We start from the raw sequence: 15,033 nt of genomic DNA, 5'->3' as shown, positions 1-15,033 counted from the left end.
TCGAAGGGATACGCCATGCTCGAACCTTTATGGAAAGCGCTCATCTGCACCCTGGTTTTCAGCGCACTGGGCAGCGCCTACGCAGCCGACCCCCTCGTGATCAGGTTTTCCCATGTGGTGGGCGAACAGACGCCCAAGGGCCAGGGCGCCCTGATGTTCAAGAAGCTGGTGGAGGAGCGGTTGCCGGGCAAGGTAACTGTGGAGGTGTATCCCAACTCCACACTGTATGGCGACGACAAGGAAATGGAAGCGTTGCTGCTGGGAGACGTGCAGATCATCGCGCGGTCACTGGCCAAGTTCGAGCAGTACACCCGCAAGGTGCAGTTGTTCGACTTGCCGTTCCTGTTCGATGACATTGCCGCGGTGGACCGTTTCCAACAGAGCCCCGAGGGCCAGCAACTGCTCAAGTCCATGGAGAGCAAGAACATCACCGGCCTGGCCTATTGGCACAACGGCATGAAGCAGCTTTCGGCGAACAAACCCCTGCGCACGCCCGAAGATGCGCGCGGCCTGGTCTTCCGTGTGCAGACTTCCGCGGTGCTGGAGGAGCAGTTCAAGGCGGTGAGTGCCAAAGGCCAACCGATGATTTTCTCGGTGGTGTATCAGGGCTTGCGTACGGGCCTGGTCAACGGCACGGAAAATACCTATTCAAATTTTTACAATCAGAAACTGCATGAGGTACAGAAATACGTTACCGAGTCCAACCACGGCATCCTCGACTACATGCTGATCACCACATCGGATTTCTGGAACGGCCTGCCGCCGGATATCCGCAGTGAGCTGGAAAAGATCGTGGTCGAATCCACCGCTCATGCCAACAAGGAAGCGGAGCGATTCAACCAGCAGGACAAACAGCACGTCCTGGACGCCAAGACCACCGAGATCATGACCCTCACGCCGCAAGAGCGAGATGCCTGGCGAGAGAAAATGAAACCGGTATGGGCGAAGTTCGAAAAGGATATCGGCCCGGAGCTGATCAAAGCCGCCGAAGCGTCCAACAAGACGCAGTAAAGCCCTGCACTTGATGTCACAATGCCCCGGCAAGCTGTTTTTCTGCCTAGACTTGCAAGTGTCCCACCGTGCGTCGTGTTTTGAATGAGCCCGCACGTGAAAAACTAAAAATAAAAGGAACCCCTATGTTTAAACCTATGTGGAAAGCACTCGTCTGCACACTGGCCCTCAGCGCGTTGAGCAGCGCCATGGCGGCTGATCCGGTGGTTATCAAATTCTCGCACGTGGTGGCCGAACAAACCCCCAAAGGCCAAGGTGCGCTGCTCTTCAAAAAATTGGTGGAAGAGCGATTGCCGGGCAAGGTTAAGGTCGAGGTGTACCCCAACTCGTCGTTATTCGGCGATGGCAAGGAAATGGAAGCCCTGCTCCTGGGTGACGTGCAAATGATTGCGCCATCGCTCGCCAAGTTCGAGCAATACACCAAGACGGTGCAGTTGTTCGACCTGCCGTTCCTGTTTGATGACATCTCTGCCGTGGACCGTTTCCAACTGAGCCCTGAAGGTCAGAAACTGCTCAAGTCAATGGAAAGCAAGAACATCACCGGCCTGGCCTATTGGCACAACGGCATGAAGCAACTCTCTGCCAACAAACCACTGCGCGAACCCAAGGATGCCCGTGGCTTGAAGTTCCGCGTGCAGGCGTCTGCCGTGCTCGAAGAACAGTTCAAGGCCGTCAATGCCAACCCGCGCAAGATGAGTTTCGCCGAGGTGTACCAAGGCCTGCAGACCGGCGTGGTCAACGGTGCGGAAAACCCCTACTCGAACATCTACAGCCAGAAAATGCATGAAGTACAGAAGTACATCACCGAGTCCAACCATGGCTTGCTCGACTACATGCTGATCACCAACACCAAGTTCTGGAATGGCCTGCAGCCGGACGTACGCAGCGAACTGGACAAGATCCTCGTGGAAGTCACCGCCCAGGTGAACAAGGAAGCGGCGCAACTGAACCAGAACGACAAGCAGCGCATCCTCGACGCCAAGACCACCGAGATCATTACCCTCACGCCTGAAGAACGCAACGCATGGCGCGACAAGATGAAACCGGTCTGGAAGAAGTTCGAAGGTGACATCGGCGCTGACCTGATCCAAGCCGCCGAAGCCTCCAACAAGGCTCAGTAATGGGTTGGTCGGCGCTGCCGCCGTGGCAGCGCCGGCCTGTCGTCCTCCCTGCAGGAGATGCCATCCATGAACGCCCTTCGGCGCACCTGGGAACATTTCGAGGAAGGTTTCATTGCCTTCCTTCTGGCCGCCATGACGTTGGTCACTTTCGTCTACGTGGTCCTCAACAACCTTTATGCAGTGTTCTACAGCCTTGGCGATAACTGGCCAGCCGCCAGCGAACCGATGTTCGCCATTGGCGACGGCATCATGGGCATGGCCCAGGCCATGACCTGGAGCAGCGCGCTGACCAAGGCGCTGTTTGGCTGGCTGATTTTCTTTGGCCTGTCGTATGGCGTGCGCACGGCCGGGCACATCGGCGTCGACGCGTTGGTGAAACTGGCGAGCAAACCGCTGCAGCGCATTATCGGCGTGATCGCCTGCCTGTGCTGCCTGGCCTACGCCGGGTTGCTGGCCGTGGCGAGTTACGAATGGATCAATACCTTGATGATTGCCCAGATCGGCGCGGAAGACCTCGGCCATTTCGGCATCATGCAATGGCACGTAGGGTTGATCGTGCCGGTAGGATTCGCCCTGGTGTTTATCCGTTTCGCGGAAATCCTGGTGCGCATCCTGATGAACCGTCAGACGGGCCTGGGGCTGGCCGATGAAGCGGCCGAAGCGATCAAACTGACCGAGATCGAGGAAGACAAGCCATGACCATTGCCTTCCTCTTCCTCGCGCTGTTCGTGTTGATGTTCATTGGCGTGCCTATCGCCATTTCCCTCGGGCTGGCCGGTTCGCTGACGATCATTTTCTTCAGCCCCGACTCCGTACGCTCCCTGGCGATCAAGCTGTTCGAGACATCCGAGCACTACACCCTACTGGCGATTCCGTTCTTCCTGCTGGCCGGTGCGTTCATGACCACGGGTGGCGTGGCGCGACGGTTGATCGACTTTGCCAACGCCTGCGTCGGACACATCCGCGGTGGCCTGGCTATTGCGGCAGTGCTGGCGTGCATGCTGTTTGCTGCATTGTCCGGTTCCAGTCCCGCGACGGTGGCAGCGGTGGGTTCGATTGCCATCGCCGGCATGGTGCGCTCAGGTTATCCCCAGGCGTTTGGTGCCGGTATCGTCTGCAACGCCGGGACCCTGGGCATCCTGATTCCGCCGTCGATCGTCATGGTGGTGTATGCCGCCGCGACCGAAACCTCGGTAGGCAAACTGTTCATGGCCGGTGTGATACCAGGCCTGTTGCTCGGCACTGCGTTGATGGTGGCGATCTACATCGTCGCCGTGAAGAAAAACCTGCCGGCAATGCCCCGAGCCACGTTTCGCGAATGGCTGACCACGGCCCGCAAAGCCATTTGGGGCTTGCTGCTGATGGTCATCATCCTCGGCGGGATCTATTCCGGGATGTTCACCCCGACAGAAGCAGCGGCGGTGGCGGCAGTGTACTCGGCGTTTATTGCGTTGTTCATCTACAAGGACCTGACGTTCCGCGAAACCCCCAAGGTGCTGCTGGAGTCGGCCAAGCTGAGCATCATGCTGATGTTCATCATCGCCAACGCCATGCTCTTCGCCCACGTGCTGACCACCGAGCAACTGCCGCAGCAGATCACTGCGTGGGTGATCGAGGCCGGGCTGACGCCAGTAACCTTCCTCCTGGTGGTCAACATCGTGCTGCTGATTGCCGGTGCGTTCATGGAGCCGTCGGCGATCATCTTGATCCTGGCGCCGATCCTGTTCCCTATCGCCATGAAGCTGGGCATCGACCCGATCCACTTGGGCATCATCATGGTGGTGAACCTGGAGATCGGCCTGATTACGCCGCCGGTGGGCTTGAATCTGTTCGTCACCTCGGCGGTGACCGGCATGTCGCTGACGGCGACCATCCGCGCGGCCATGCCGTGGCTGATGATTCTGCTGGCGTTCCTGGTGCTGATTACCTATGTACCGTGGATCTCGCTCGCGCTGCCTAACTGGTTGGGGATGAGCTGATTATTCCGAGCTGAACATACCGCCCTGTGGTGAGGGAGCAATGCTCCATTGCCACAGGTGCGCATGCCCCCTCCCAGCGTACGCATGCGTTATGATCCCTGCTTTATTCTGAAGCAGAGCTTTTCCCACGCATGTTGCCGGCCCCTTCCGATACCCCGATCCCCCTCCCCCCCGTCCTTGTCGGCCCGCTCTTGCGACGACTGGAGCCGACGCGGCTGGTAATGTGGCTGGTGGGGACGCGAGCGTTGGCGTTGACGCTGAGTATCGACGGCGTCGGCGACCTGGCGCTGGATGCGTCGCGCTGCACCGTGGTGCCGGTGGGGCAACGAGCGTTTGTGCATTTGATCGATGTGACACTCGATACACCCTTGCCCCAGGACGTGGCGATTGACTACGACCTGCTGGTGGACGGCGTCCCCATTGCCGAATGGGCGCCGTATCTGTTGTACGGCGACGCAAAGCGTCCGAACTTCATGCTGCATTCGCGCATAGAACAGCTGGTCCACGGCTCTTGTCGTAAACCCCATTTCCCGGCCAATGATGGTCTGCTCTGTGTCGACCGCTTGTTGGCGCAGTCTGCGGAGCAGCGTCCGGCATTGCTGATGATGAGCGGCGACCAAGTGTACGCCGACGATGTCGCCGGGCCGATGTTGCGGGCGATTCATGCCTTGATCGAGCGCCTGGGCCTGTTCGAGGAGTGCCTGGAAGGTGCGGTGGTGGAAGACAGCGCCAAACTCTACCAACACCCGGCCAGTTATTATCACCGCGCGGATCTGTTACCGGCACTGGAGAGCAACGAAACCCTGCGCGAACGTTTTTTCGGCGGGGCGCGCAAGCCGATCTTCACCAGCAGCAGCGCCGACAACCATCTGGTGACCTTCGCCGAGGTCATGGCGATGTATCTGCTGGTGTGGTCGCCCGTACCGTGGACGCTGATCGATCCGCAACCGCCTGAATTGACCGCCGAACGGCGCCAGCGCTACGACCTCGAACAACAGCGCATCGAGGCATTCCAGACCGGGCTGGATGGCGTGGCACGGGTGTTCGCCCATCTGTCGTGCCTGATGATTTTCGACGATCACGACATCACCGATGACTGGAATCTGTCCGCGCAATGGGAGGAAACGGCCTATGGCCATCCCTTCTCCAAACGCATCATCGGCAACGCGCTGATCGCCTATCTGCTCTGCCAGGGCTGGGGCAACAACCCGGATGCCTTTGGCGAAGTGATCGAGCAGACCGTGGCCTTGAGCGACACCGCCCGGGACCGCTATATCGACAGCGGGCCCCAGGATGCATTGATCGACACCCTGCTCGGTTTCCAGCAATGGCATTACGTGTTGCCGAGCACGCCGGCGCTGGTGGTGCTCGACACCCGCACCCGCCGCTGGCGCAGCGAGAACAGCCTCAAGCAGCCGTCGGGCCTGCTGGACTGGGAAGCCCTGAGCGAACTGCAGCAGGAACTGCTGGATCACCCCTCGGCGATCATCGTCTCGCCGGCCCCGATCTTTGGCGTCAAGCTGATCGAGACCGTGCAGCGGCTGTTCAGCTGGTGCGGCTACCCGCTGTTGGTGGATGCGGAGAACTGGATGGCCCACCGTGGCGCGGCCCAGGTGATCCTGAATATTTTCCGCCATTCGCGCACGCCGGGAAGCTACGTGGTGTTGTCCGGCGATGTGCATTATTCCTTCGTCTACGAGGTGCTGATCCCGCACCGCAAGGGCGGCCCACGCGTCTGGCAGATCACCAGCAGCGGTATCAAGAACGAGTTCCCGCCGGCGCTGCTGGAATGGTTCGATCGTCTGAACCGCTGGCTCTATTCACCACGCTCGCCCTTGAACTGGTTCACCAAGCGCCGCAGCATGCGCATCGTCCCTCATGTCCCGGAACATGCCGAAGCCGGGGAACGGCTGTGGAACTCGGCGGGGATCGGCCAGGTGTTTTTCAACGAACAGGGGCAACCGGCGCAGATCTATCAACACAACGCCAACGGCAAGCCGCCCACGCGCATGCTGGCGCCGAAGTCGCCCTTGAGCTGAACGGCTACTTTCGCGAGCAGGCTCGCTCCCACAGGGATTGGGCAGGGTCAGGGTTCAGAACGCCAGTTGCAGGCTCTGTTGGCCTTCGAGGCTCAGCAGGAACTGTTTGGCGGCAAGGCCGCCGGCGAAACCGGTGAGGCTGCCGGAGGTGCCGATGACCCGATGGCAGGGCGCGATGATCGAGATGGGATTGCGTCCGTTGGCGGCACCGACCGCGCGCGTCGCGGTCGGCTGACCGATCTGGATGGCAATGTCGCGATAGCTGCGGGTTTCGCCGAACGGGATGGTCAGCAGAGCCTGCCAGACCCGCACCTGGAAGTCGGTGCCGGCGAAATCCAGTTCAAGCTCGAAACGGCGGCGTTGGCCAGAAAAATATTCCAGCAGTTGACGCTCGGTTTCCTTGAGGGTCGGATGATCACTGTCCTGCTCCAACGGTCCCAGGCGCACCCGATTGAGCCGCTCGTTCTCCCACAGGATGGCCGCCAGCTTCATGCCGCGGGCGACAAGGATCAGCTCGCCTACGGGGGATTGGATGGTTTGGTAAAGGGGCGGCATTCAAGTGGTTCCTTGGCTCACGCTCATTGGCTTTTGTGGCGAGGGGATTTATCCCCGCTGAGTTGCGGAGCAACTCATAGCTTGCCACACCGCGCTGTCAGATCTTAGGGTCGCTTCGCAACCCAGCGGGAGCAAGCTCCCTCGCCACGGGAGTAAACAACTCAGCCCAACAACCCCAAGGCCTTCGCCCGCGCTACGGCCTGGGTGCGGCGTTCGACGCCAAGTTTGCTGTTGATGTGGCTGGCATGGGTTTTTACCGTGTGCAGCGAGATGAACAACTGCTCGCTGATTTCCTGATTGGAACATCCCTGGGCGATCAGTTGCAGCACTGCCCTCTCGCGGCTGCTGAGGGTTTCGACCGGGACCGAGGGTTCGATCGCTGGCGTCGCGGTCGACGGCAAGCATTCGAGCAAGTGCTGGCGCACGTCGCTGGGCGGCGCGTGCAGCAACTGTTCGCGCAGCCATTCACGATGCTCTCGCAACAACCATTCGAAAGGCTGCAACACGCCGCCGATGGCGGCATCGAACGCCTGGGCCAGGGTGCTGCGGGCCTCGGGTTCGCGGCCCAGGCGCAGCAGCAAGGCCACCTTCTGGTTGAGCACCATCACACTGAGCATCTGCCGCCCGGTTTGCTGTGCGTGCTCAAGCAAGGCATCGAGGCGCCCCTCGGCCTGCATCGGTTGGCCCTTTATGGATTCCAGCAATGCCTGCTGCAGCTCGACATGCAACGGCAACTGCGGGTGGAATTCCGGTGGCGCGGCGGCCCGTTCGCCGGTGTAGGTCTGGCCCAGCCGCGCCAGCCAGGCTTCGGCCAGCTCGGTACGGCCCTGGGCCAGCCAGAGCTCGCATTTGACCAGGGTGATCATCGCCAGGTAGTAAACCGGTGGTACATCCCAGATGTGCATCAGGCGCTCGGCCTCGGCCAGCTCGGCGAAGGCCCGGGCGAATTCGCCGTTATAGCCTTCGACCCGGGCAATCACGCAGTGGCCGATCAACACACTGATATCGCGACAAGCCCGGGCTTCGGTCAAGCCGGCCTGCAACCGTGCCAATCCGGTTTGGGACTGCATGCGCAGCGTCAACAGGAAACCTTCGTACAGCACCAATCGCGCGCGCACCGCATACAGCCGTTGCGGCGACAATCCATGCAGCCGCTGCAGCCCCTGCTTCACTTCATCGAGCGCGCGCAGAATCTCCCCTCGCGCCTGCAACACCCGCGCACGATCGTAATGGGCCAGCGCCTCGAACAACGGATTGCCGACCCGCTGCGCCAGTTCGAGGGAGTCGCGGTTCAGCGCGCGGGCGCGCCACAGGTCACCGTCGGCAATCGCCAGGTTCGACAGGGTGGACAAGCACATCAGGCGCTGGCCATAGCGTTTCTGCGGCAGGCTTTCCAGGGCTTCGGTGCAATAGCGCAGCGTGGCCTCTCGGTCGCCACGCCCGCGGGCGACGATGCCGCTGAGGGCCAGCCACTGGGCGAGCATGGATTTTTGCGCGGTGGCCGACGGCGCCGGCAGGAAGCGACTCAAGTGGGCGGCCAGCTCCTCGGCGGCATCCAGCTGGCTGGCCAGGCCCAACGCCCAGCTGTAGAGCACGATCAGCCGTGGAGTGCTGATGAGCAGGCTGTCAGGCAGGTCCATTTTCCAGCGCAGCAACATGCCGACGTTCTGCTCGGCCAGCAGTTGTTCTTCAGAAAGGTTCTGCACCAGGTTCGCCGCCACGTCCAGGTGCCCGGCACGCAACGCCTGCTCCACGGCTTCGTCGATGAGACCCTGGGCATTGAACCAGCGACAGGCGCGCAAGTGCAGGGTCGCGGCCGGCACCATGGCCGGCGCGCTGGGGCGGCTGCGCAGCAGGTCGGAAAACAGGTGGTGGTAGCGATACCAGTGGCCGTGCTCGTCCAGCGGCACCAGAAAAACCTGGTGGGCGGCCAGGTACTGAAGAATTTCGTGACTGTCATGGGCGTCGCGCACCGCATCGCACAGTTCGCTGCAAAAGCGCTCCTGTGGCGCGGTGTCGTAGAGAAACGCCTGCACCTCGGGGGGCAGGCAATCGATGACTTCTTCGAGCAGATAATCGCGAATCAGCCCTTCACCGCCATGCAGCGCCTGGGGCAGCCGGCCTTCGCTACCGGCCTCGGAAGCGGCCAGCAGCCAGAAACGCAGCCCGGCGACCCAGCCTTCGCTGCGCTGGATCAGGCTCTCCAGTGCCTCGCCACGCAGCGAGCTGCTGTGGTGCTGGAGCAAGGTCAACGCCTCGTCATGGGTCAGGCGCAGGTCCTGCTCGTTGAGTTCGAGCAATTGCCGCGACAGGCGCAGGCGCGCCAGGTGCCAGTCCGGACGCTGGCGGCTGGTGACCAGCACCAGCAAGCCCTCGGGCAGGTGATTGAGGAAAAACTGCAGGCAACGATCCAGCACCGGACTCTGGGCCAGGTGGTAATCGTCGAGTACCAGCAATAGCGGGGCGCGGGAGGAAAGGTGGCTGGACAGTTCATCCAGCAAGCCGTCGAGCCACTCCTCGAAAGCAAAGGGCTGGTGCCGCTGGCGCATCTTCAGCAGGCCCAACGCCCGTCCGCCCAACTGCGCATAAAAGGCCTGGAGCCCTTCGAGCAGCCGCTCCAGAAAGCGGCCCGGATCGTTGTCCCGGGCACTGAGCCCCAACCAGAGACTCCGCCAATGGGCCGGCAGGCTCTGGCAGAATTCCACCGCCAGGGAGCTTTTGCCGAACCCCGCCGGTGCACTCACCAGCAGCAGGCGACCGCCGAGCCCAGCGCTCAGACGCTCGCACAACCGCGGCCGCGGGACGTGACCGTCGGGCAAGGGCGGGCGGTAGAAACGCCCGTCCTGTACCGCGATGGCTGCGCGGGCAGAATCCGCAGGTGAAGACAAATCAGTCATGGCCGGCTCTTGTTGGAATGCGGGTGGCGGCGTTGCAGATGTCCGCAGACTAGCGGTAAACGAGGAGGTATTGAAGGGAGTGCTACAAATGGCTACAAAAAGGCTACAAGCGGTTGGCCGCTATTGTGGCCAGGAAGCTTTTGTTCAGGCAAAAAAACGCCCCGAACCAGCCGGGGCGTTTTTTCGAGGATGCGGCCTCGGGTGGAGCGTTTAGCGGATGCCGTCCTGACGCAGGGCGTTAGGCGTGAAGTCGGCGGTGCTGGCGGTGAAGCCGAAGTCATAGGCCGATTTTTCTTCGTTCTTCATGCCCAGGGCCAGATAGCGACCGGACTGCAGGTCGTAGATGGTTTCCAGGGCATACCACGGCACTTGCTTGTCGTAGTAGTTCTCGGCATGGGCCTCGGCTACGCGCCACAGTTGGCCACGGCCGTCGTAGTGGTCGATGACAGCGGCTTGCCAGGTGTCTTCGTCGATGTAGAAGTCACGCTTGGCGTAGATGTGACGCTGGCCTTCCTTCAGGGTCGCGGTCACGTGCCAGACACGACGCAGCTCATAGCGCGTCAGGTCCTGGTTGATGTGGCCGGCCTTGATGATGTCCGCGTACTTGAGCTGCGGCGAATCGATCTTGTGGCTGTTGGAGGCGATATACAGCTCTTTTTTGCCTTCAAGCTTCCAGTCGTAGCGGTCCGGCGCACCGTTGTACATGTCCAGGTTGTCGGAGGTACGCAAGCCATCGGCGGCGGTACCCGGGCCGTCATAGGACACTTGCGGGGCGCGACGCACACGGCGCTGGCCGGCGTTGTAGACCCACGCCGAACGCGGTTCCTTCACCTGGTCGAGGGTTTCGTGGACGAGCAACACGCCGCCGGCCAGACGCGCCGGAGCGGTAACCTGCTGCTTGAAGTAGAACAGGATGTTGCCAGGGTTGGCCGGGTCGAAATCCTTCATCTTGTCGCGGAACACGAACTGGTCACGGAAGTACACCAGGCTGTAGGAGCCGTTGGGCTGCGGCGTGGCCTGGGTCACCAGGCGCGTCACGCTGCCGCCGCGATAGCGGGTGATGTGGTTCCAGATCACTTCGACGCCACTCTGGGGAATCGGGAACGGCACAGCCGTCTCGAAGTTCTCCAGACCGTTGCCACCGGAGACCAGTTTGGTGTTGACCGCGTTTTTCTTGATGGAGGCAAACACTTCGTCCGGCACGGTAGCGCCGCGATGGGTCGGGTAGACCGGCATCTTGAAGGTTTCCGGGTAGCGCTTGAACATCGCGTACTGGCCGGGCGCAAGCTTGGCCTTGTACTGCTCGACGTTCTGCGCGGTGATGGTGAACAGCGGCTTCTCACTGGCGTACGGGTCGGAGAGGAAGCCTTTGCCGTCGACGCTGCCGGCGTTCTTGGCCATGGGTTTCCAGGCGGAAATCGAACCATCGGCGTTGCCGGCCATTTCGGCGCCCATCGGCGTCAGGCTCTTGCCCAGTTTGTCGGCTTCGGCGGCAGGCACGGCGGCCATGACGCTGGCCGCCAAAAGCGACAGCCCCAGCACACCGACTTGCAACAGATTCTTGGTTATTTTCATAGTGTGTCGTCCTGAAATACGGTGCTTAGAAGTTCACGCCGACGCTGAGCGCCAGGAAGTCGCGATCATCCACGGTGCTGAAGTCGCCACCAAAGAAGTTGGTGTAGGCCAGGCTCGCGTTGTAAGTGTTCTGGTACTCGGCATCCAGCCCGAGGCTGACGGCTTTGCGGCCTTCCTCGAAGTTGGCGCCAGGACCTGGCGAGTAACCCTTGACGTCATGGGACCAGGCCACGTTGGGCTTGAGGTTCACACCGGCGAAGACATCCGGGTATTCCCAGATGGCGCGAGCGCGGTAGCCCCACGAGGTCGACGTGGTGAAGCCGTCGTTGTTGCAGTTGCTGTTCACCCCGCTGATGGTCTGGCCGCCACCTGCCGCAGTCGAGGTGTTGAGGGTATTGCAGAAGCCGTTGGGCAGTTCGCCCGGGCCGAACACCGGATCACGGCCGTAGCGCGCTTCGGAGCGGCTTTCCAGGCCGCCAACGTGGGTCACGCCCAACTCACCGACGAGGGTCAGGCGGCTGGCGCCCATGACCTGGTCGAGAAAGTGCGTGAAGGTGGTCTGGAACTGGGTGATTTCCTTGCGGCGATAGCCATGCAGGTCCTGGCCCGGCGCGCCGTCCAGTACGGAGGCGTTACCAAAGCCCGGAATTGGCGTGACACCGGCGAACAGGATGTCGGTGGTGCTCAGTTGTACCGGAGCGTTCGGCCGATAGCTCAGCTCCCCACTCCACGCGGTGCCGGTGGGCAGCGTGGTGGAAAAGCTCAGGCCATAGAGCCGGATGTCTTCCGGGTACTCGACGAAGTAGTTCGAGTTACCCGCCACGATCACCGGACGCAATGCGGCCAACGGCCCCAGCGGCTGGGTATAGAAACGTGACGCAGCGCCCGTGGCGCTGAAGATTGGCGCCCGGCTGTGGTAGTTCATGAAGTAGGCGCCGAACTCGGTGTCCAGCGGCTCGAAGTTGTATTTGAACGACAGGCCCCACTGGCCGCTGTCACGGGCATCACGGTCGGGACCACGGCGAACCAGCACGCCCTCCTCGTTCACGTTGACGCCCAGGGCGGTCAGGGTCGGCAAGGCAGCGCCCGGAATCCGCGAACGTTTGTTCAAGACGCGCAGGTTGTCGTCACAACCGTCGGCGATGACGTCTGGCTGCGAGAAGAACGTGCCGCAGTTGTCGACGACAGTCTGGTCCCATTCCAGTTGGTAGAACGCTTCGGCCGACAGGTTGTCGGTCAGGCTCTGGGACACGTAGAACATGTTGACCGGGATCAGCCCTTCCTTGACCTCGGCACCGGGGCGACGGAACGCGGACACGTCGACCGGGTTGATGGCGTTGATACCGCCCTGGATAAAGGTACTTTCACCCCAGCTGACCACTTGCTTGCCGAGGCGGACCGAGCCCGGCTGATCGGCGATATCGTAGTTGTGGTAGACGAACGCATCGAGGATCTGCCCGCCGGACGACTTGGCGCCTTCCTTGCGGTTGCTGTCGCTGATGTCCTTGTACAGGCGGTTTTCGTCCTTGAGTTCGAAGTCGTACCAGTACTTGCCACGTACAAACACACCGGTGTCGCCGTACTTCAGCTCCAGATCATGGATACCCTTGAAGATCTTCGAGAAGGTCTCCCCGCGCTTGAAGTTCAAGTGACCGTCGTCGGAGGTCTGGGACAGGCCCTTGCCACCGTTGTTGACGCCGATCAGGTCGCGGTTGGCCTTGGCCGTGGACCAGTTTGCGCCGACCGACAGGGCCGAGTCGAACTGGCCTTCGATTTCACCGATGTTGAAGCTGACGCCGAATGCCGGGCCGGCGAGCGAAGAGGCAAGACTGACGGCCAGAGGCAGTTTTGCCCGGCGCCAGAAAGTGTTTGCTGAGGTCATCGACGCAACTCCATGTGTTTTATTGTTATGGCAGTGGGCATTTCCGGAAACCCTTCGCCGTGCTGGCACGCGCGTCCCATTCCGAAAATCCTTGAGCGGACTATAGCCAGCAGGTAGTACGGCTTGATCCCTCTAAAGTGTGATTTGCAGCCTTCGACCACTCTGGAACAGTCCTTCGCCAGGCCGACGGATGTCGGCACGGCAAGGATGGCTGAAATTTCCGGTTTGACAAGACAAGCGCTTGCCGGGTGGGCCTGCCGTGCCCTTTTCAGGCACGGCGGGTACGCTCAGAGCGTCGAGAGGAAGGTGCTGTTGTTGCTCTGCCATTCGCTGATGTCGACGCGGATGCGCTTCTTGTCGAGCTTGCCAACGCTGGTCTTGGGAATTTCCGTAACAAGGGCGATCTGGCTCGGGATCGCCCACTTGCTCAGGTGCCCCAGCTCGACAAATGGCTTGAGGTGTTCCTTGAGCTCGCGAGCCCCGAGCTGGTGCCCTTCGCGAATGACCAGCAAGGCGAACGGGCGCTCGCCCCACTGCGGATCGGGGATGCCGACCACTGCTACTTCGCGTACCGCCGCATGACGGCTGATGAGGTCTTCCAGGTCCAGGGACGAGATCCATTCGCCGCCGGTCTTGATCACGTCCTTGATCCGGTCGCGGATATCGATGAAGCCCATGCCGTCGAGCGTGGCGACGTCGCCGGTGTGCAGCCAGCCGCCCTTCCAGAGCTCGGCGCCTTTCTGCGGTTCGTTGAAATAACCTTCGGTGAGCCACGGCGCGCGCAGCACCAGTTCGCCCTGGGTCTCGCCGTCCGCGGGCAGGAAACAGCCCTCGCCGTCGACGATCGCTGCTTCCACCAGCGGCCCCGGCACGCCGGCCTTGATCCGGTAGGTGATGCGTTCGTCTTCACCGCCGGCCATCAGCTCGTCGTTGAGGTGCGCGCAGGATACCAGCGGCCCGGTTTCGGACATGCCGTAGGCGGCGGTGAGCTGGATGCCCTTGGCCTTGGCCGCCTCGTACAGGCTACGGTTGAGGGCGCTGCCGCCAATGACGATTTTCCAGCCGCCGAAATCGGTTTGCTGGGCGCCCTTGGCGTTGAGGACCATCTGCAGGATGGTCGGCACGCAATGGGAAAAGGTGACCTTTTCCTTGCGCCACAGCTCGACCAGGAACTCTGGATCGTAACGCCCGGGGTAGACCTGCTTGAGCCCGAGCATGGTCGCCACGTACGGCAGGCCCCAGGCATGTACGTGAAACATCGGCGTGATCGGCATGTACACATCGTTGGTACCCAACAGCCGCACGCTGTCGATGGAGCCCATGATGGTCGACACGCCCAGGGTGTGCAGCACCAGTTGCCGATGGGTGAAGTACACGCCCTTGGGATTGCCCGTGGTGCCGGTGGTGTAGAACGTGGTGGCGACGGAGTTCTCGTCGAAATCCTGGAAATCATGAGTCGGGCTGGCGGCGGCCAGCAGTTGCTCGTACTCGCCCACGAGGTCCGGCAGGTCGGCGGTCTTGTCCGCCAGGTCGGTCAGCAGCAGCGTCTTCTTTACCATGGTCAGCTGGCCGGCGATCGCCTGGTAGAGGCCGACGAACTCGCTGTTGACCAGCACGAAGCGGTCCTCGGCGTGGTTCATGGTGTAGAGGATCTGCTCCGGTGACAGGCGCACATTGATGGTGTGGATCACCGCGCCGATCATCGGGATCGCGAACATGCATTCCAGGTAGCGATGGCTGTCCCAGTCCATCACGGCAACGGTGTCACCGGCCTTCACTCCGGCCTCGGTCAGCACGTTGGCCAGCCGCGCGACGCGCTCGATCAGCGTCGGATAGCTGTAGCGCAACTGGTCGCGGTAGACGATCTCGCGGGTTTTCTCGTAACGGGCACCGGACATCAGTAGCCGTTTGATCAGCAACGGGTATTGGTAGGCGCCTTCGGCTGGAGGGATAACGCGAGTCTGCAACATAAGG

10 protein-coding genes are annotated in these 15,033 nt (G+C 61.5%); 5 read left to right on the top strand and 5 right to left on the bottom strand.

Going from position 1 to position 15,033, the window contains the following annotated elements:
* The first annotated feature begins 15 nt into the window (after positions 1-15).
* The 5 genes from J3P96_RS05115 to J3P96_RS05095 all read left to right on the top strand — a co-directional run bounded on the left by J3P96_RS05115 (position 16) and on the right by J3P96_RS05095 (position 6,150).
* The gene (locus J3P96_RS05115) at positions 16-1,011 is read left to right on the top strand and encodes a TRAP transporter substrate-binding protein (protein WP_434655758.1); all 996 of its coding nucleotides are present in this window, start codon (positions 16-18) and stop codon (positions 1,009-1,011) included.
* 125 nt (positions 1,012-1,136) lie between these two features.
* On the top strand, positions 1,137-2,132 hold the full coding sequence (gene dctP, locus J3P96_RS05110; RefSeq protein ID WP_434655756.1) for a C4-dicarboxylate TRAP substrate-binding protein DctP: 996 nt from the start codon (positions 1,137-1,139) through the stop codon (positions 2,130-2,132).
* A 66-nt stretch (positions 2,133-2,198) separates the two neighbouring features.
* Positions 2,199-2,831, top strand: a complete 633-nt coding sequence (locus J3P96_RS05105; RefSeq protein WP_305498904.1) for a TRAP transporter small permease — start codon at positions 2,199-2,201, stop codon at positions 2,829-2,831.
* Positions 2,828-4,111 (top strand): C4-dicarboxylate TRAP transporter large permease protein DctM, encoded by a 1,284-nt coding sequence (gene dctM / locus J3P96_RS05100; RefSeq protein ID WP_434655754.1) that lies wholly within the window; start codon positions 2,828-2,830, stop codon positions 4,109-4,111. The genes J3P96_RS05105 and dctM overlap by 4 nt, the downstream gene beginning before the upstream one ends.
* Before the next feature lie 131 nt (positions 4,112-4,242).
* Positions 4,243-6,150, top strand: coding sequence for an alkaline phosphatase D family protein (locus tag J3P96_RS05095; RefSeq protein WP_434655752.1), 1,908 nt, complete (start codon positions 4,243-4,245; stop codon positions 6,148-6,150).
* 54 nt (positions 6,151-6,204) lie between these two features.
* Here the strand turns inward: J3P96_RS05095 and J3P96_RS05090 are convergent, their stop codons facing one another.
* The 5 genes from J3P96_RS05090 to J3P96_RS05070 all read right to left on the bottom strand — a co-directional run bounded on the left by J3P96_RS05090 (position 6,205) and on the right by J3P96_RS05070 (position 15,029).
* Positions 6,205-6,705: a methylated-DNA--[protein]-cysteine S-methyltransferase gene (locus J3P96_RS05090; protein ID WP_434655749.1), complete on the bottom strand. Its 501-nt coding sequence runs from the start codon at positions 6,703-6,705 to the stop codon at positions 6,205-6,207.
* Between the two features lie 161 nt (positions 6,706-6,866).
* Positions 6,867-9,602: a LuxR C-terminal-related transcriptional regulator gene (locus tag J3P96_RS05085; protein ID WP_434655746.1), complete on the bottom strand. Its 2,736-nt coding sequence runs from the start codon at positions 9,600-9,602 to the stop codon at positions 6,867-6,869.
* A 210-nt stretch (positions 9,603-9,812) separates the two neighbouring features.
* On the bottom strand, positions 9,813-11,177 hold the full coding sequence (locus J3P96_RS05080; RefSeq protein WP_434571896.1) for a DUF1329 domain-containing protein: 1,365 nt from the start codon (positions 11,175-11,177) through the stop codon (positions 9,813-9,815).
* Positions 11,178-11,202: 25 nt separating this feature from the next.
* On the bottom strand, positions 11,203-13,059 hold the full coding sequence (locus J3P96_RS05075) for a DUF1302 domain-containing protein (protein WP_434655743.1): 1,857 nt from the start codon (positions 13,057-13,059) through the stop codon (positions 11,203-11,205).
* Positions 13,060-13,346: 287 nt separating this feature from the next.
* Entirely contained in the window at positions 13,347-15,029 is a 1,683-nt protein-coding gene (locus tag J3P96_RS05070; RefSeq protein WP_434655740.1) for a fatty acid--CoA ligase, read from the bottom strand.
* Between the last annotated feature and the right edge of the window lie 4 nt (positions 15,030-15,033).

Origin of the sequence: Pseudomonas sp. R3-56 (genome assembly GCF_051132075.1) — a bacterium.
GTDB lineage: Bacteria > Pseudomonadota > Gammaproteobacteria > Pseudomonadales > Pseudomonadaceae > Aquipseudomonas.
This window is presented reverse-complemented; position numbering and strand designations above follow the sequence as displayed.